We start from the raw sequence: 17656 nt of genomic DNA on the forward strand, positions 1-17656 counted from the left end.
GCGGGCTTGCTCGCGTAGAGACCCGTAAATCCACCGTGTAACCAGAGCGAAGACTCCATGCCCTCCTTCAACAAAATCCTGGTCGCCAATCGCGGTGAAATCGCCTGTCGCATCCAGCGCACCGCCCAAGCCCTCGGCTATCGTACCGTCGCCGTCTTCAGTGACGCCGACGCCGACGCACTGCACGTGCGCATGGCCGATGAGGCCGTGAACATCGGCCCGGCCCCGGCGCAACAGTCTTACCTGAGCATTGCGGCGATCATCGACGCCGCGCGCCGCACCGGTGCCGACGCCATTCACCCAGGCTATGGTTTCCTCTCGGAAAACCCCAAATTTGCCCTCGCCTGCCGGGAGGCCGGACTGACCTTTATTGGCCCGAGCCCCGAAGCCATCGAACTGATGGGCAGCAAGCGGCTGTCGAAAATCGCCATGCTTGCCGCAGGAGTGCCCTGTATCGATGGCTATCAGGGCGCTGAACAGGACGACGCGAGCCTTGGTCGTGAAGCCGCGCGACTGGGTTATCCACTGATGATCAAGGCCAGTGCCGGAGGCGGCGGTCGCGGCATGCGCCTGGTACAGCATGCCAGTGACCTGCTGGCGCAGATTCACACCGCACGTTCCGAGGCGTTGAACGGTTTTGGCAGCGATGAACTGATCCTGGAACAGGCGCTGATCGATCCTCGGCATGTCGAGGTGCAACTGTTTGGCGACCAGCACGGCAATCTGATTTATCTCGGGGAGCGCGATTGTTCGATTCAACGCCGCCATCAGAAAGTCATCGAGGAAGCGCCCTGCCCGGTGATGACCGAAGCCTTGCGCCAGGCCATGGGAGAAGCGGCGCTCAAGGCCGGCCGCGCGGTGAATTACGTCGGCGCCGGGACGGTGGAGTTTCTGCTCGATGCACGCGGGCAGTTCTACTTTCTGGAAATGAACACTCGCCTGCAAGTCGAGCACCCGGTGACCGAACTGATCACCGGGCAAGACCTGGTCGCCTGGCAATTACTGGTCGCCGAAGGGCAAGCGTTGCCGCTGACGCAGGATCAAGTGCGGCTCAATGGCCATGCCATGGAAGTTCGCCTTTACGCTGAGGACCCGGCGCAGGATTTTCTGCCGCAAACCGGTCGCATCACGGCGTGGGAGCCTGCGCTGCAGCAAGGCGCACGCATTGATCACGGCCTGCGCGAAGGCCAGTCGATCAGCCCGTTCTACGACCCGATGCTGGGTAAATTGATCGCTTATGGCGCCACCCGCGAAGAGGCGCGGCGCAAACTGTTGCGCGCAGTACAGGACACGGTGTTATTGGGCGTGCAAAGCAATCAGCGCTTGTTGGCCAGCCTGCTGCAACACCCGCAGTTCGTCAGCGGCGAATTCAGTACCGCGTTTATCGCTACCCATTTCGCCGATCACGACTGTCTGCGCCCGCGGGTGCCGAGCGCTGCGCAACTGGCGATCGCGGCCGCACTGTTCCATCACCATTCGGCCCGGGTGCATGCCGGGCCGCTGGCCGGCTGGCGCAGCAATGCCAGCGTACCCCTGCTCTATCGCCTGGGCCTGGCGGAACAGGACTGGGCCGTGGAGTTGAATGGGCTTGCAGGACAACCCTACCGGGTACACATCGCCGGCCAGGCCCTGACCCTGAACGTGATCGAATGCGACGGCTGTTGGGCCATCCTGGACATCGACGGCATTCGCCAGCGCCATGCCTACCGTCTCGAAGCCGACCGCCTGTGGCTGTTCACCCGTCCCGGCAGCCTGTGCCTGGAAGACCGCACGCAAGCACCGGTCAGCGCGCAGGCCAGTATCAGCTCCGGCACCCTCAAGGCACCGATGGATGGCGCCATCGTCGATGTACTGGTCAGCGAGGGCAGCCCCGTGCACAAAGGCCAGCTGCTGGTGGTGCTGGAGGCCATGAAAATGGAGCATCCGCTGAAGTCCGGCATCGACGGCGTGCTCAAGCGCCTGCAGGTCAGTGTCGGCGACCAGGTGAAAAATCGGCAGATTTTGCTCGAGGTCGAATAAGCCGCTAGGCGGAACCGCAGGGTTTGGCTACGCTCAAAGCCTATCAGGACGCGGATACCAGGAAACCTGCGATGCCCCATTGGCTGGTCATTGATCTTGAAGCCACCACCGATGAGGGTGGTTGGCCAGTAACGGAAATGGAAATCATCGAAATCGGTGCCACCCTGGTGGATCGCCAAGGTCGCGAGCTCGATCATTTCCAGCGTTTCGTCCGGCCGCTACGCCGTCCCTTGCTGACGCCGTTCTGCCGCGAACTGACGCACATCACCCAGGCCAACATCGACGCCGCGCAGCCCCTGGACGAAGTCTGGGCTGCCTTCGAGCGCTGGCTCGGCAAGCATGAATCACGCCTGGAGGGCTGGGCCAGCTGGGGCGACTACGATCGCCAGCAGCTGGTACAGGAGTGGCAACGCCTGCAACTCGACAGCCTGCTCGGTCGGGTGCCCCACATGAACCTCAAGCAGCGCTTCGCCAAGGTGCGCAGGCTGGAGCGCCCGCTGGGCCTCAACGGCGCCCTGCAACTGGCGGGCATGCAGTTCACCGGACAACAACATCGGGCCCTCGAGGACGCACGCAATACAGCGCGCCTGTTGCCGCTGATTCTCCCCGCCTAGAGTGGTGACGGCGCTAAAAGCCTTGTGCATACTGGCCGCCTCACTTTTTAACCCTTTTCGAGGAATCGCCCATGTTTAAAGTCAACGAGTACTTCGACGGCACCGTCAAGTCGATCGCCTTTGGCACTGCTGAAGGTCCTGCGACCATTGGCGTCATGGCCCCGGGCGAATACGAATTCGGCACCAGCCAGCGTGAAATCATGCACGTGGTGTCGGGCGCACTGACGGTCAAACTGCCGGACAGCAGCGACTGGGAAACCTTCGCCGCCGGCAGCCAGTTCAACGTCCCGGCCAACAGCAAGTTCCAACTGAAAGTCGCGGTCGATACCGCTTACCTGTGCGAGTACCGCGGCTAAAACCGCGGGTTTTCATAGCGAAAAAATGCCCGGGCTGACCCGGGCATTTTTATTTCCAGCGCCGTTATTCGAGCACCGACACTGGCATGCCGACTTCGAGTCGGCCATTGCCGTCATTGACCAGGTTCTGGCCGAACATCGCGCCATCGGCCTCGGCACGGTACTTCTGCAAGGTCGCCAGTGGTTCACGATCGGTGCTGCGCTCGCCCGTTTGCGGGTCAATGGTGGTAAGGATGCAGCGCGAGCACGGTTTGACCACGCGGAACTCGACATCGCCGATGCGAATGCGTTTCCAGCGGTCCTCGGCATACGCTTCGCTGCCTTCGATCACCAGGTTCGGTCGGAAACGCAGCATTTCCAGGGGCCGCCCGACCTTTTGCGCAAGGTCCTGCAGCGACGCTTCGCCGATCAACAACAACGGAAAACCATCGGCAAACGCAACCTGATCATCATCGTTGCCATAACCGGCTTGCGTGGTGCGGGCACGATCCAGCGGCACTTGTACCAGTCGCGTCGGTTTGCCGATGAAGTCGCTGACCCAGCGGGCCGCCTCGTCGCCGGCATCCGGCACGCGCAGGGTGTCTCGCCAGATGGTCACGCCGCGCAGTTCAGCGTCGTTGCCCGGCAAGGCTATCTCGATGGAGGACTGTTGCGGCGCGCTCAGGGTCAAGCCGCCCTGCGTATTCCACAGGGCCGACAACTGGCTCATCTTCGCCTCGGCACGCTGGGTCAGGAAGCGCCCACTGGCTTCATCCACGAGCATCCAGCGTCGGTCGCCATCAAGCCCCAGCTTGTCGAGGTCGACGCTTTGCAGCACATCGACTTTGCCGGATTTCAACGGGTAACGATAAAGCGCGCTCAGACGCAGCATGGCCAGCTCCCTGGAGGGTAAAAAACGCCACCCTATACGAGCTTGGGGCCTGAATCAAAGAACACGTGTCTGGCGTCGATCAAACCGGAACTTCGTCGAGCATCAGACGCTGGCGCACCACGTCGACGAGTTTGTCTGGCTGGAATTTGGAGAGGAAGTTGTCGCACCCGACCTTCTTCACCATCGAGTCGTTGAAACTGCCCGACAGCGAGGTGTGCAACACCACGTACAAGCCGCGCAGGCGCGGATCGTTGCGAATTTCGGTGGTCAGGCGGTAGCCGTCCATTTCCGGCATCTCGGCGTCGGTGAATACCATCAGCAGCTTGTCGGTCATGTTGTCCCCTGTGTCGGCCCAGGCCTTGAGCATCCTCAAGGCCTTGAGACCATCGCTGGCGATATGCATCTTTACGCCCAACTGGCCCAGGGTGTCGCGCAATTGCGCCAAGGCCACATTTGAGTCGTCGACCAGCAGTACTTCACGACCACGGGCACGTTCCAGCACCGGGTCTTCGAGTTTTTCCCGCGAGACTTTGGCGTTGTACGGGACGATTTCGGCGAGAACTTTCTCGACGTCGATGATTTCCACCAGTTGGTCGTCGACCTTGCTGATCGCGGTCAGGTAATGCTGACGGCCAGCGCTGGTCGGCGGCGGCAGAATGGCTTCCCAGTTCATGTTGACGATGCGATCCACACCACCGACGAGGAAGGCCTGCACCGAACGGTTGTACTCGGTGACGATGATCGTGCTGTTCGGACCCGGCACCAGCGGGCGCATGCCGATCGCCTGCGACAGGTCGATCACCGGCAACGTCTGTCCACGCAGATTGACCACGCCGCAAACAAACGGGTGACGCTGAGGCATCAGCGTCAGCTTCGGCAACTGCAATACTTCCTGAACCTTGAACACGTTGATCGCGAACAATTGCCGTCCGGCCAGACGGAACATGAGAATTTCCAGGCGATTCTCACCCACCAGTTGCGTGCGTTGGTCTACCGTGTCGAGAATGCCGGCCATCAATGACTCCTGGGCTTGTTCTGATGAATTCACTTATGGGAGGTTATCGGCTGCGGATGGCGGTTCTTGATGGCCACACGCAGTCCGTTAAAAATGCCATGTTCAGGCATTGATGTCACATTAACATCATGGTTTACTGGCCCGGTGAAATTCATCTGCTACATTCTCTGCAGCGCGACCTCGGTTTGCGCCACAGGTTCCCGCGCCTAAGGGATTCCCCTATGGGCAATCAGGCCTAACCTGATGTTCGCAATATCCAATAGCCATTAATGTGACGCCATTCTCATTGCATGAACGGAGTCAGGCTATTGTGTGCGATCGCAGGTCAGTGGTCCTGTGCCCGACCGAATACGCGGGCGCCGTCCGCAACAACAGGAGCGCAGCCGCTCACATCGCCACACACGACAATTGCTCATTTGACATGATGGTGTGGAGTCAGCATGCGAATCGACCATAAAGGGTGGGCTCAGCGGTTCACCGAGTTTCAAGTCGAGGCGGAACTGCTTTTGGCCAAAACGGAGGAATGCCTGAGTCACTTGCAACTGATCAGCGACGACAACGATGCGATCGACTGCATACTCAGCACCCTGCTCAAGCTCGCAAGCAAGGCTGAATCACTGGCCCTTGCCGCGGTGTCAGGCTTTTCGCTGCACATTCACAGCGTGCTTAACCATGCCCACCATCACCTGCCACTACACGACGAAGCGCTTGGCGCGCTGAAAGACTGCCTGACGTTAATGGCCTGGCAACTTGAGCTGATCGATCAGAAAACCGGTGAGCTCTGCCTGGACGACAGCGAGCAGACCGAACTGATTGAAGCCTTTGCGTTTCAGGTCGGCCACCGGCCGTTCCAGCCACCCGTGACCGCCAAACCTTTTACTGTCGTGGGCTTCGCGGCGGTTCATGCCTGATCCGCGGCGAACATGTTTGAAGGAAGAACCGTATAGACGTAGGGGCTGACGCTTCAGCCCTCTGGAGCTGGCGCGACCAACGGTATCTTCGGTGTTATCATGCCGACCAATAATTGACGTCAATTAATGGCGCATTGATTCCACACCCGGATACGCCACTGCATTTGGCTGTCCTTTCGCAGCGAACATTCATTGGCTCCATCCGCTATGTACGCCAGCCTGAAGTCAATCATCCCGTGGCCCCCACCCCCGTGAAGGCGCGACGGCTGACGCTGTTGCTGTGCACCAGCTCGGTGCTGGGCAACCTGCTGGTCTATTGCATGGCCCTGCAGTTTCCACCTGGCCTGCTGGCGCTGAATTTCGCGACGCTGTTGGCCCTGTGGCTGCAACATCGCCTTTCCAGCACGATGATCAAGTTTCAGCCCCAGGAACTGGCTGATCGGCTGCTGCAGGTCCAGGAAAATGAACGTCATCGCCTCAGTCGCGAGTTGCACGACGATATCGGCCAACTGCTCACGGCGGCCAAACTGCAAAGTGAATGGCTCAAGCGCCGCATGCCCGAAGACCTGCAAAGCCAGTGCGCGACGCTCTGCGATACGCTGGAAGAAACGCTGGCGAAGGTTCGCGACGTGTCCGCCATTCTTAACCCACGGCAACTCACCAGCCTGGGTCTTGAAGCCAGTTTGCGCGCGCATTTGCTCAAGACACTGACCAACACGTCGGTGAACTGGAGCCTTGATTGTCAGCAGCGGTTGAACGGCATTCCCGAAGAAATGGCCGTCGCGGCCTTTCGCATTACTCAGGAAGCCGTGACCAACATCCTGCGCCACGCGCAGGCGAAGAATCTGCTGATTCGCGTCCAGCGTTTGCCCAAGGGCCTGACGCTGCTGATCAGCGATGACGGGCAGGGATTTGCCCCGGCAGCCAATCCGGGGCGTGAAGGACAACGCGGCATGGCCGGGATGGCCGAACGGATCGAGCAGTTGGGTGGCACCCTGAGCGTGACCAGCGAGCCGGGCAAAGGCACTCAAATCGAAGCACTTTTCCCCTGGGCGCCGCGCGCACTCGAGCGGGCCAGTACGAATAAGGTTATGCGTTGACTTGTAACTTACTTCTGGTGGATGACCACTCGCTGATCAGGGCCGGCGTGCGCGCTCTGGTACTGGATATTCCCGGTTACGCGGTAATTGGCGAGGCCAATGACGGCTCGCAGTTGCTCGAAATGGTCGAGCAACTGAACCCCGATATCGTCTTGCTGGATATTTCCATGAAAGAAACCGGCGGCCTGGAAGCCCTGCAACGGCTCAAGCGTGTGCGACCACAAAGCAAAGTGCTGATCCTGTCGATGCACACCGACCCGGCGCTGATCATGCAAGCGCTGGAGTCCGGCGCGCATGGCTACCTGCTCAAGGACACCACCGCCACCGAACTCGAACACGCGCTCGAAGCGTTGCGTAACAACGAACGCTACCTGAGCCCGGCCATCGCTCACACGGTGATCAACCAGGCCCTGACGCGCAACCAGAAGAGCCAGCCGGAAACCTCCGACTCGCACAACCTGACCGCGCGCCAACTGGAAATCCTGCGGCTGATCGTACGGGGCAAATCGACCCGGGAGATCGCCAACGGCCTGGGCCTGAGCATCAAGACCGTCGAAACCCACCGCTCGCAGATCATGAAGCGCCTGCAGATCTACGACGTGGCGGGCCTGGTTCTGTTTGCCGTGCGTGAGCGGATCATCAGTCTGGATGATTAACGATCGTCGAACCGCTCAACAAGGGTGAGTTCGCTGGCAGATGCACTCGAAGGGCTGCCGGACGCGCCGCGAAGCGCAGATTGTCGCCTTCCAGTGGCTCGCCATCAAGGTTGATGTAGAGCCCTTCCGAAACCTTGATTTCAACCCAGGGCAAGCGGGCACGCACGAACATGTTGTCCAGACCGAAGCCATCGGCCAGCAGGTTCTTCAGGGTGCCGACCACTTCCTGGGGTGCAGGCAGAATGCTGATATCAAGCAAACCATCGTCAGCCAGTGCTTCGGGGCACAGGACGTGGCCGCCACCGGCCTGTCGACCATTGCCGATGCCCAGTGCCAGGAGCTCGCCTTTCCATTGGAAATCAGGCCCCTGCAACTCGCCGTAGGCGGCGTGCAACTCGCTGAAACGCGACAATCCGGTAAACAGATAGGCAGCTCCACCGAGCACTTTTTTCAGGTCTTCCGACGTGTTGGCGGTGACCTGGCTACCGAAACCACCCGTGGCCATGTTCAGGAAAACTTGCGAGCCGGCTTCGCCCAGGTCAATGGCACTGGCCGGGGCATCCAGTAGCTCCAATGCGGGCCCAGGTTCCAGCGGTACCCCGGCGGCGCGTGCAAAATCATTCGCGGTGCCCAAGGGCATCAGCACCAGGCTGGCATCTGCCGAGTGGTTGGCGATTGCTTCGGCGATATCGCGCAGGGTGCCATCTCCGCCCCCGGCGATAATCTGCACATAACCGGCATCCAGTGCCTCATCGACCAGCCGCTGGGCATCGCCAGCCTCCCAGGTCACCCGTACAGCCAGGTCCCAGCCCTGCTGCCGTTTCTCTTCAACTGCGGTACGCACCGCTTCGTTGAGCGCTTGCTTGCCGTGCAGAATTAACAGCGCTTTGCGTTCGCTCATGGCAGTCACTCCCAGGATTGGATTCCGTATGGCAGATGTTGACCTCGCCCACCGCCAAAAAAGCCGTAAAAAAACCAAATATTTAAGCGAGGCCAGAGGCGAGTCCTACAGCGGTGACCATGCTGGCCCGGTGACCGGGTGCAACACGCACCCGTCAGTTGCCGGCCACAGGTGTCAGCCCAGGACTTCACTCAGTGGAATGAACCCGACAAACTCACCTGCGACCAGCGTGCGATCCTCCCGTACCTCAACCAGTCCCTCGGCCCACGCTGCACTGCGTAACACACCGGAGCTCTGGTTCTTGTAGATGATCGCTTGGCCGTTTTCCAGACGCCCCCGCAGGTACTCTCGACGATTGCCTGCCATCGGCCAGTCGAAACCCGCCGGCACCTGGAACTTCAGGGGCTCTACGTCCTGCACGCCTTGACGGCGCAAGAGATAAGGTCGGGTCAACAAGGCGAAGGTCACCAGGGTCGAGGCCGGATTACCTGGCAGGCCGATCACCGGCACCCCGCGAAAGTGCCCGAAGGTCAGCGGTTTTCCAGGCTTGATGGCGAGTTTCCATAGCGTCAGCTCACCCTCCTCGCGCAAGGCAATTCCAAGAAAGTCAGCCTCACCCACCGAGACGCCTCCGGTGGAAAGGATCAGGTCAACGTCGTTGAGTTCGTCGAGGCGAGCGCGGGTAGTGGGCAGGTCGTCGGGGAGAATACCGGCGTCGATCACCTCGCAACCCAGGCGCTGCAACCAGCTGCACAGCAGCACCCGGTTGCTGTTGTAGATTTGCCCCGGGCCGAGGCGCTGACCGGGCTCGATCAGTTCATCACCGGTGGAAAGCACCGCAACGCGAACCTTGCGAATGACTTCCAGCTCCGCGCAGCCCAGTGATGCAGCCAGGCCCTGTTCGATCGGGCCCAAGCGAGTCCCGGCCACCAGCACCTGTTCTCCGGCAGTGGTTTCCTGGCCCTGAGGACGGATGTTTTGCCCCACTTTCAGACTTTGGGTGAACGCTACTCGCCCGTCCGGCTGGACCTCGGCGTTTTCCTGCATCTCGACGCAGTCGGCACCCGCCGGTACTGGAGCACCGGTGAAAATTCGCGCACACGTACCGGGCTGCAGGGGCTGCGGCGCGTTACCGGCGAAAATCTTCTGGCTAACCACCAGCGGTTCGCCGGTCCAGTCGCCCAAGCGCAACGCGTAGCCGTCCATGGCGCTGTTCGGCCAGGGCGGCAAATCCAGGGTTGAGATCAAGTCCTCGGCCAGAACGCGGCCCTGCACTTGGGCCAGGGGCAAGCGTTCACGCTGCAGAATAGGCGTGGCGCCAGCCATTTCCAGCAGTCGCGCCAGCGCCACTTCGACCGGCATCAAGGTGCCGGTCTTGCCCGGCTTACCCACGGGATTCACAAGGTTCAGCCTGTTTCAGATGGGGGACGAAGTTGCACGGGCGGTGCCGAGAGTCCAACTGCTCGGCAAGAATACCGTCCCAGCCTGTACGCACGGCGTTGGTCGAGCCCGGCAGGCAGCACACCAGCGTGCCGTTGGCCAGACCTGCCAGCGCACGGGATTGCACGGTCGAAGTGCCGATGTCGGCCACCGAGATCTGCCGGAACAACTCACCGAAACCATCAACCTGTTTGTCGAGCAGGCAAGCCACCGCTTCGGGGGTGCTGTCACGACCGGTAAAGCCGGTGCCGCCGGTAATCAGCACAACCTGCACGACATCGTCGGCAATCCAGTTGGCGACTTGCGCGCGGATTTTGTAGAGGTCATCTTTGAGCAGAACCCGCTCGGCCAGCAGATGGCCTGCCGCCGTCAAACGGTCGACGAAGACCTGGCCCGAGGTGTCGGTTTCCAGGGTTCGGGTATCACTCACAGTCAGCACCGCAATGTTCAGCGGGGCGAAAGGTACATCAGCCTTGGCTTTCATAGGCTCGTCCAGTTGTAGGAGAAACAGCCCGGTGTTATATCACAGCCCTCACTTTTTTCGCCGCCCCCATGGAGGCTCGCCATGACCCTCGAAACCCAACTGCCGCCCTGCTCTATTCTGCTCCTGGCCGGCGGGCGCGGCCAACGCATGGGGGGCAGGACAAAGGGTTGCTGGACTGGCACGGCGAGCCGCTGATTGCGCATCTGCACCGCAAGACCCGGCCACTGAGCGATGACCTGATTATTTCCTGCAATCGCAATCTGGACAAATACGCACCCTATGCCGACCGCATGGTGCATGACGTTGAAGGGGATTTCCCGGGGCCCTTGGCGGGGATTCGCGCAGGCCTGCAGGCCGCACGGCACCGCTTCATGATGGTCTTGCCCTGTGATGTGCCGCGCATTGACGCCGCGCTGCTTCAGGCCATGCGCGAAACCGCCAGCCGGCATCCGGACAAACCATTGATGCTGCGCCATGGCGAGCATTGGGAACCGCTGTTATGCGTCATCCCCGTGGAACTCTGCCAGGCATTCGACGAGGCTTGGAGTGAGGGGGAACGCAGTCCCGGCCGGATCATGCGCAAACTGGGTGCGATCGCCCTGCAATGCCCCGAAAACGACCCGCGGCTGGCCAACCTGAATACTCCGGAGCTGTTAAGCAGCCACGGCACTGTGTCAGACTGACACTAGCCAAGGAACTTGCGCGCGTTGCACACGTCTACAAGCTCAGTAACCAAAAGAATTTCCACTCGGAGACACACTCATGACTCAACGGACCCTCGCCACTCTCATGCTCGCACTGGGCTTGGCCACCCTCGCCGGTTGCTCCTCGCCAACAGTGATCACGCTGAATGACGGTCGCGAAATCCAGGCCGTCGACACCCCGAAATACGATGATGATTCGGGCTTCTACGAGTTCAAGCAGCTTGACGGCAAAGAGACTCGCATCAACAAGGATCAGGTTCGCACCGTTAAAGAACTGTAATCTTTACGGCATAGCCCGATACAGAAAAGCCCGCTTCGGCGGGCTTTTTCATGCCTGCAATACCGTCATCACCAGTCCAGAAACAGCGAGCTTTCAAAACAACGCTCCTGCCCGGTGATCGGGTCGACGAAGCGCAATCCCTGGGCCAGCAGCTTCAAGGGGTTGGCATAGTCATCGACGACGTCCTTGAGCACCTGGGGATAGAACGGATCATTACAGATGCCCGCGCCCAGGGCGGCCATGTGCACGCGCAGCTGATGTTTCTTGCCCGTGACCGGGTACAGCGCATAACGCCAGAAGTCGCCGTTCTTTTCCTTAACGTCCACCGCTGTCTCGGTATTGGTCGCGCCGGGACCTTCCTGCATGCGGAAAAAGGTTCGCCCTCCACCAGCCTACTTTTGTGCACCCGCGGGAAACACAGCCCGGGCAACGCAGGAGCAATAGCTTCGTAGCGTTTTTCGATCTGCCGGGTCGGGAACAGGGACTGGTAGGCCGAGCGGCTGTCAGGATGGGCTGAAAACAGCACGAGGCCCGCTGTGTGGCGATCAATGCGATGCAGGGGCACCAGATGCGGATTATCCAGGCGATGGATCAACCTGCGTAGCAGGGTTTGCTCGACGTATTCACCGGCAGGCGTTACTGGCAAAAAGTGCGGCTTGTCCGCCACCACCAGATGCTCATCTGCGTACAGGATCGACTCGACCACCGGAATCGGTTTTTCATCCGCGACTTCCCGGAAATAATGAATGCGCAAACCTTCCTTGTACGGCAGGTCGAGGGGGATAGGTTGCCCAAAGCCATCCAGTACACGACCGCGGGCGATGCGGTCGAGCCATTGCTCGCGGTCGATGGCACTGAAGTGCTCGCATAGGCAGTCGAGCACGGTCTGCCACGCACCCGGGGGCAGATACAGAGTACTGGCTTGAGTGCGCGCAGCAGAAAACGATGAAGTGGACATAAGAACGCTCTGACCCCTAATGCAGGTCAGCATTATCCTGCAGCGGCCAGAACGATCCTAGAAGAGATTACTCACGCCGGTATCCGGTCGCGGGCGGCGGCCTCAGTGAACTCCTTGAGCCAGCGCAACACCTCGACCGCCTCCCAACGACCCGGGTCATACAAGGCATAAAGCAAACCCTGGTAACCGACCACGTCGAGTTGCTTGTGATAACCGGCTCGCTGAAACAGCGCCTCGATCTCAGCAAAACACGTATTGAAATGGACTTTATTGAACGGCGTCTTGCCTTCCGTGACCAAGCCGTCGAGACGCAATTCGGTGACGGCCTCGCGCACCACGTCAACCGACATCCGGTTCACGCTGTTCTTCAACTGTTCGACATTGACCATGACTCATCCTCTGACTCGCAGGATCGCCCGCAAGACAGGCCATCCGAATAACTGTATACACATACAGTAACCGAATCAGCGAGCTTTCGCCAACGGATCAATCGGGCAGAGCGATAAGTGGAGCGCTGTTCAACGCAAAAAAGCCACTATCTGCTCGGCATCGAACGGCCAGCCCAGTTCCGCCCCGGTGTCGACGCGGCGCAACACGGGAATCCGTAGGCTGTAAGCCTCGAACCAGGTTTCGTTGTCAGCGATATCCACCAGTTCCACCAGCAGACCGTGTTCGACAAACGGCATCAGCTCGGCTTCGGCCAATTCGCACAAATGGCATCCGAGGGTGCCGAACAGCTGACATTCAGGAGGCATGGCGAGGGGCCCAGGCAAAGTAGGGGTTCATTCTAGGCCCACGATCCAAGTCAGTCGAGACGAAGCCTGCAGCGCCTGGGCAATGGCGGTTCGAGGATCTGGCAATCCCCTGACTCAAATCATTCCCGGCAAATGCCATATGAGTGATGCTCGGTCTTTTTTTGCCTCTACGCTTCATTAGCCAACTTCAAATTCGGAGAGTTCGTGTTCGCCAATCTGCTGATCATCCTAGCCTCCTCCCTGGTGGTGATTGCGCTGTTCCAGCGACTGCGCTTGCCACCGGTCCTGGGCTACCTGTGCGTGGGGCTGATGATCGGCCCCACTGCGTTCAATTGGGTCAATGAAAGCGAAGAGCTGCCGGATCTCGCCGAGCTGGGCGTGGTGTTCCTGCTATTTTCCCTGGGGCTGGAATTTTCCCTGTCGAAAATGCTGGCACTGCGACAGGTGGTGTTCGGCCTTGGCAGCCTGCAAGTGCTGATATGTGCGGTATTGCTGGGGAGCCTGCTGATGCTGTTCGGCATGCCGGGTATACCTGCGCTGTTACTGGGTGCGGGGCTGGCCCTGTCATCGACCGCCATCGTCAGCAAGGAGCTTGGCAGCCTTGGTGAAATATTCAGCACCCACGGCCAGAACGCCATCGCCGTGCTGTTGTTCCAGGACGTGGTCGCCGTTCTGCTGCTGACCCTGGTGCCCGTGTTTGCAGGCAGTAGCGAGCAACCCTGGTACTGGGCGCTGCCACTGACCCTGGCGAAAACCGTGGTGCTGTTTCTCGGTTTGCTGCTGGCCAGTCGCTGGCTGTTGCCGCGACTGTTCCATGAAGTGGCAGCCTCGCGCTCGGCAGAACTGTTCGTGCTGCTGGCGTTGGTGATTGTATTGCTGACCGCGTGGCTGACTCACCTGCTGGGCCTGTCCCCTGCCCTCGGCGCATTTCTCGCTGGCATGCTGCTCGGCGAAAGCCATTACCGACACCAGATCGAGGCCGACATCCGGCCCTTTCGCGACATCCTGCTCGGGGTGTTTTTCGTCAGCATCGGCATGCTCATCGACCTGCAACTGTTCGTCAGTCACAGCCTGCTGATCCTGGGGTTGACGCTGGCGTTGCTGCTGATCAAGGGCAGCGTTGTCGCGCTGCTGGTCAAATGGCGTGGCAGTGACACCGAAACCGCCTGGCGTAGCGGCCTCGCGCTGGCCCAGGGCGGGGAGTTCTGCTTTGCGCTGATGGCGCAAATGCAAACGAGCAAAATGCTTCCGGGCGACTTCGCCGCACTGCTGCTTGCCGCCACCTTTTGCTCGATGCTGGTGACGCCCTTGCTGCTGCGCGCGGCGCCGCGTATAGCCGCGCGCTTGCATCGCAAACCCAATGAAGAAGCGCAGCTGGAACAAATCAGCGCACTCAATGCCGGCCTGGACGGTCACGTAGTCATCTGCGGATACGGCCGGGTTGGCCAGTCCATCGGCCGCTTCCTGCGCCATGAACATCAAGCCTACATTGCGCTGGACAACGACCCGGTGCGAGTACAGGAGGCCGCTGTCAGCGAACGTTGCGTGCACTACGGCGACTCCCGCCGCGGCGAACTGCTACTCGCAGTGGGACTGGACCGCGCCCGGCTGCTGGTGATTGCCGTGGACCGGGCCGACATTGCCATGCTCATCCTCAAGCAGGCGCGCGTGCACAACTCGAGCGTGCCGATCCTGGTGCGCACTCGCGATGACAGCCAGCTCGCCGAATTGAATGCAGCAGGGGCCAGCGAGGTCGTGCCGGAGCTGCTGGAATCGAGCCTGATGCTCGCCTCCCACGCGCTGATCATGCTCGGCCTGCCCGCACAACAGGTTAAGGACCGCGTAGACCAGGTCCGCATCGATCGCTATCGCCTGTTGCACGACTTCTATCCAGGTTCGGACGACGATGAAAGTTGAATCAGTCCTGGCTGACCGCGCCGATCTTGTGGATCGCCAGGTCCGCACCGTGATACTCATCTTCCTGGCTCAGGCGCAGGCCATGCAGCGCCTTGATGCCGCCATAAATCGCCAGGCCGCCGAGCAGCGCCACGATTACGCCCAGCGCCGTACCGATCAACTGGCTGATCAGGCTGACGCCGCCCAAGCCGCCCAGTGCGACCTGGCCGAATATCCCGCAGGCGATCCCCCCCCAAACCCCGCACAGGCCATGCAGCGGCCACACGCCCAGCACATCGTCAATGCGCCATTTGACTTGCGCGGCAGTAAAACACCAGACAAACAGCGCCCCGGCAATCGCACCGGTAACGAGAGCGCCCACCGGGTGCATCAAATCGGAACCGGCGCAGATCGCAACCAGTCCGGCCAACGGCCCGTTATGCAGAAAGCCGGGGTCGTTGCGCCCGACGATCAGTGCCGCCACAGTACCGCCCACCATTGCCATCAACGAGTTCACTGCCACCAGTCCGCTGACGTTACCCAGGGTCTGCGCGCTCATGACGTTGAACCCGAACCAGCCAACGATCAGAATCCACGACCCCAACGCCAGGAACGGAATACTCGACGGCGCGAACGCGACCAGCCGGCCGTCGCGATATCGGCCCTGTCGTGGTCCCAGCAGCAACACGGCCGCCAGCGCCAGCCAACCGCCCATGGCATGCACCACCACGGATCCCGCAAAGTCATGGAAGCTGGCGCCAAAACGCGCCAGCAGCCAGGCTTGCAGGCCGTAGTTGCCATTCCAGATCATGCCTTCGAAAAACGGGTAGATGAACGCGACAATCAGCGCCGTCGCGCACAACTGCGGAACGAATCGCGCGCGCTCGGCAATGCCGCCGGAAATGATTGCCGGGATCGCCGCCGCGAAGGTCAGCAGGAAGAAGAATTTCACCAGTCCATAACCATGATCGGCATTCAACACCGCCGCTGGTTGCATGAACGTCACGCCGTAAGAGATCCAGTAGCCTATAAAGAAATAGGCCAGCGTCGAGACGGCGAAATCGCTGAGAATTTTCGACAGCGCGTTGACCTGGTTTTTCTGGCGAACCGTACCGACCTCCAGAAAAGCGAAACCGGCGTGCATCGCCAGTACCATCACCGCACCAATCAGAATGAACAACGTGTTGGAGCTGTGAACCAGCGTGTCCACAGCGCTTTGCAGATTTTCCATAAAGAGGCAGACCTGAAGGCTAAAAAGGCACCAAAGCGGTTCATGCGCACATTTCATGCACCAAGTTGCAACCACAGAGTCACACAAGCGAATGCCGGGTGAACTGCTTTGGCGCACGAGGTCGATGTGCTGACACGAACCGGGTTTAATTGGGTTAAGGTTTTTCAACACTTACGCCCGGCAACAGCGCACGACCGCCGGGCAACGCACCACGACACAGCAAAAGTTGTACCAGTCATTTGTACTGAACCTTCACGCAAGGCTCATACTCGAACGCTTCAGACGTCACTTACGGAGATCCACCCATGGCCAGCATCAAGGCAAAGACTGCTCAAGAAATCCTCATGAACGACTTCCAGACTTTGGTCGCCGACACCGAACGGTTGCTCGAGCACACCGCCACCCTGGCCGGCGATCAGGCAGATGAACTGCGTGAGCAGATTCACGACAGCCTGCTGCGTGCTCGGGAAACCCTGAAGCTGACTGAAGACTCGCTGCGTGAGCGCGGTCAGGCAGCCGTTACTGCGACGGAAGACTATGTCTCGGCCAACCCATGGCAATCCGTCGGCATTGCCGCTGGCGTCGGCTTTCTGATCGGCCTGCTGGCCACTCGGCGCTGATCATGTCGATCGGTGAATCCGGCCCGACTGCGGGCACCGCATCTTCCACGCGGCGTTTGGGCGCCGCTGTCCTTGGCTTGTTGCACAGTCACGTCGAACTGTTCGGCATCGAATTGCAGGAGCAGAAATCACGCACCGTCAGCCTGCTGCTGTTTGCAGGTCTGGCGCTGGTGTTTGCCCTATTGCTGCTGGTCGGTTTATCGACGCTGGTTCTGATCGTGTTCTGGGACACCTATCGCTTGGCCGCGATCATCGGCCTGTGCGTGTTCTATACCCTGGCGGCGATTTTCTGTGCGGTGCGCCTCAGGGCCGCAATCTTCGATGAGTCCTCACCTTTCCACGGCACGCTCGAAGAGCTGGCCAACGACCGGGAGCGCCTGCTGCCATGAGCCTGCCTGAACTTCCGCACAACAGCTCACGCAGAGAGATGCGCAAGGCACTGATTCGCCTGCGCATGGAAATGCATCGCCAGGAAATCCGCCACGAAACCGGGCAAGTGCTGCAACCCTTGCAGCGCATGCGCGGCATGACGCAAAGCATTCAAGGCGGGTTTGGCATCAAGCATGCGCCGCTCTGGGGCGTCGCCGCAGTGACACTGCTGGGCTTCCTGACCGGCAAAGGCGCCAAGAGCGGCGGCGCCGGTGGCGTTACCCGGCTGATTCGCCTGACTACGACCCTGGGCCCGTTGATCAAACTGGTCATGCAGGGCTCATCGCGCAAACACTAAGCAAGCTGGCTGTATTCTTGCAACATCATGCGGGGTTGGATCTCTTGGACAAGAGGTTCAACCCCGCGTGCCTACTGCTGCGTGCCTGACAGGTACCCGGATAATCCCAGAACAAGAA

The 17656-nt window shown here is 60.3% G+C and carries 18 protein-coding genes and 3 pseudogenes; 12 read left to right on the forward strand and 9 right to left on the reverse strand.

Annotation, left to right across the window (positions count from 1 at the left end):
- The first annotated feature begins 57 nt into the window (after window positions 1–57).
- From JFT80_RS15305 to JFT80_RS15315, 3 genes are all read left to right on the forward strand, one after another.
- A complete protein-coding gene (locus JFT80_RS15305; RefSeq protein ID WP_201148439.1) occupies window positions 58–2019 on the forward strand; it encodes an acetyl/propionyl/methylcrotonyl-CoA carboxylase subunit alpha in 1962 nt (653 codons plus the stop codon).
- Between the two features lie 71 nt (window positions 2020–2090).
- Window positions 2091–2633: an exonuclease domain-containing protein gene (locus JFT80_RS15310; protein ID WP_122841341.1), complete on the forward strand. Its 543-nt coding sequence runs from the start codon at window positions 2091–2093 to the stop codon at window positions 2631–2633.
- A 71-nt stretch (window positions 2634–2704) separates the two neighbouring features.
- On the forward strand, window positions 2705–2989 hold the full coding sequence (locus JFT80_RS15315; RefSeq protein WP_007940055.1) for a pyrimidine/purine nucleoside phosphorylase: 285 nt from the start codon (window positions 2705–2707) through the stop codon (window positions 2987–2989).
- Window positions 2990–3053: 64 nt separating this feature from the next.
- Here JFT80_RS15315 and JFT80_RS15320 read toward each other — a convergent pair whose 3' ends face one another.
- A complete protein-coding gene (locus tag JFT80_RS15320) occupies window positions 3054–3860 on the reverse strand; it encodes an MOSC domain-containing protein (RefSeq protein ID WP_201148440.1) in 807 nt (268 codons plus the stop codon).
- Between the two features lie 79 nt (window positions 3861–3939).
- Window positions 3940–4875 (reverse strand): chemotaxis protein CheV, encoded by a 936-nt coding sequence (locus tag JFT80_RS15325; protein WP_201148441.1) that lies wholly within the window; start codon window positions 4873–4875, stop codon window positions 3940–3942.
- Between the two features lie 440 nt (window positions 4876–5315).
- On the opposite strand from JFT80_RS15325, the gene JFT80_RS15330 reads away from it, so the two are divergent.
- The 3 genes and pseudogenes from JFT80_RS15330 to JFT80_RS15340 all read left to right on the forward strand — a co-directional run bounded on the left by JFT80_RS15330 (window position 5316) and on the right by JFT80_RS15340 (window position 7542).
- Entirely contained in the window at window positions 5316–5786 is a 471-nt protein-coding gene (locus tag JFT80_RS15330) for a hypothetical protein (protein WP_201148442.1), read from the forward strand.
- A gap of 207 nt (window positions 5787–5993) precedes the next feature.
- Window positions 5994–6886 (forward strand): annotated as a pseudogene (locus JFT80_RS15335) (sensor histidine kinase).
- A complete protein-coding gene (locus tag JFT80_RS15340) occupies window positions 6883–7542 on the forward strand; it encodes a response regulator transcription factor (RefSeq protein ID WP_201148443.1) in 660 nt (219 codons plus the stop codon). Before JFT80_RS15335 ends, JFT80_RS15340 begins: the two are co-directional and overlap by 4 nt.
- Here the strand turns inward: JFT80_RS15340 and yegS are convergent.
- From yegS to moaB, 3 genes are all read right to left on the reverse strand, one after another.
- The gene (gene yegS / locus JFT80_RS15345; RefSeq protein WP_122841347.1) at window positions 7526–8443 is read right to left on the reverse strand and encodes a lipid kinase YegS; all 918 of its coding nucleotides are present in this window, start codon (window positions 8441–8443) and stop codon (window positions 7526–7528) included. The genes JFT80_RS15340 and yegS overlap by 17 nt on opposite strands.
- A 174-nt stretch (window positions 8444–8617) precedes the next feature.
- Window positions 8618–9805: a gephyrin-like molybdotransferase Glp gene (glp, locus tag JFT80_RS15350; protein ID WP_201148473.1), complete on the reverse strand. Its 1188-nt coding sequence runs from the start codon at window positions 9803–9805 to the stop codon at window positions 8618–8620.
- A gap of 22 nt (window positions 9806–9827) precedes the next feature.
- Window positions 9828–10367, reverse strand: coding sequence for a molybdenum cofactor biosynthesis protein B (gene moaB / locus JFT80_RS15355; protein ID WP_201148444.1), 540 nt, complete (start codon window positions 10365–10367; stop codon window positions 9828–9830).
- Window positions 10368–10448: 81 nt separating this feature from the next.
- Between moaB and mobA the strand changes: the two are divergent.
- Both mobA and JFT80_RS15365 read left to right on the forward strand, forming a co-directional pair.
- A pseudogene (gene mobA / locus JFT80_RS15360) lies at window positions 10449–11050 on the forward strand (molybdenum cofactor guanylyltransferase MobA).
- A gap of 79 nt (window positions 11051–11129) precedes the next feature.
- On the forward strand, window positions 11130–11351 hold the full coding sequence (locus JFT80_RS15365; RefSeq protein WP_008088233.1) for a YgdI/YgdR family lipoprotein: 222 nt from the start codon (window positions 11130–11132) through the stop codon (window positions 11349–11351).
- A 68-nt stretch (window positions 11352–11419) separates the two neighbouring features.
- On the opposite strand, the pseudogene JFT80_RS15370 reads toward JFT80_RS15365, so the two are convergent.
- The 3 genes and pseudogenes from JFT80_RS15370 to JFT80_RS15380 form a co-directional block, all read right to left on the reverse strand.
- Window positions 11420–12309 (reverse strand): annotated as a pseudogene (locus JFT80_RS15370) (pseudouridine synthase).
- A gap of 71 nt (window positions 12310–12380) precedes the next feature.
- Window positions 12381–12698, reverse strand: a complete 318-nt coding sequence (locus JFT80_RS15375; RefSeq protein WP_201148445.1) for a transcriptional regulator — start codon at window positions 12696–12698, stop codon at window positions 12381–12383.
- Window positions 12699–12827: 129 nt separating this feature from the next.
- Window positions 12828–13064, reverse strand: coding sequence for a glutaredoxin family protein (locus tag JFT80_RS15380; protein ID WP_201148446.1), 237 nt, complete (start codon window positions 13062–13064; stop codon window positions 12828–12830).
- Between the two features lie 204 nt (window positions 13065–13268).
- Here JFT80_RS15380 and JFT80_RS15385 point away from each other — a divergent pair, with 204 nt between their 5' ends.
- Window positions 13269–14981, forward strand: coding sequence for a monovalent cation:proton antiporter-2 (CPA2) family protein (locus tag JFT80_RS15385; RefSeq protein WP_201148447.1), 1713 nt, complete (start codon window positions 13269–13271; stop codon window positions 14979–14981).
- Window position 14982: 1 nt separating this feature from the next.
- Here the strand turns inward: JFT80_RS15385 and JFT80_RS15390 are convergent, their stop codons facing one another.
- On the reverse strand, window positions 14983–16191 hold the full coding sequence (locus tag JFT80_RS15390) for an ammonium transporter (protein ID WP_201148448.1): 1209 nt from the start codon (window positions 16189–16191) through the stop codon (window positions 14983–14985).
- A 305-nt stretch (window positions 16192–16496) separates the two neighbouring features.
- Here JFT80_RS15390 and JFT80_RS15395 point away from each other — a divergent pair, with 305 nt between their 5' ends.
- From JFT80_RS15395 to JFT80_RS15405, 3 genes are read left to right on the forward strand one after another with little or no spacing between them, the layout of a single operon-like run.
- Window positions 16497–16811: a YqjD family protein gene (locus JFT80_RS15395; RefSeq protein WP_201148449.1), complete on the forward strand. Its 315-nt coding sequence runs from the start codon at window positions 16497–16499 to the stop codon at window positions 16809–16811.
- A 2-nt stretch (window positions 16812–16813) separates the two neighbouring features.
- Entirely contained in the window at window positions 16814–17200 is a 387-nt protein-coding gene (locus JFT80_RS15400; protein ID WP_201148450.1) for a phage holin family protein, read from the forward strand.
- Window positions 17197–17538, forward strand: a complete 342-nt coding sequence (locus JFT80_RS15405) for a hypothetical protein (protein WP_201148451.1) — start codon at window positions 17197–17199, stop codon at window positions 17536–17538. The genes JFT80_RS15400 and JFT80_RS15405 overlap by 4 nt, the downstream gene beginning before the upstream one ends.
- Window positions 17539–17656: the final 118 nt, after the last annotated feature.

Origin of the sequence: Pseudomonas sp. TH10, from assembly GCF_016651255.1 — a bacterium.
Classification (GTDB): Bacteria; Pseudomonadota; Gammaproteobacteria; order Pseudomonadales; family Pseudomonadaceae; genus Aquipseudomonas.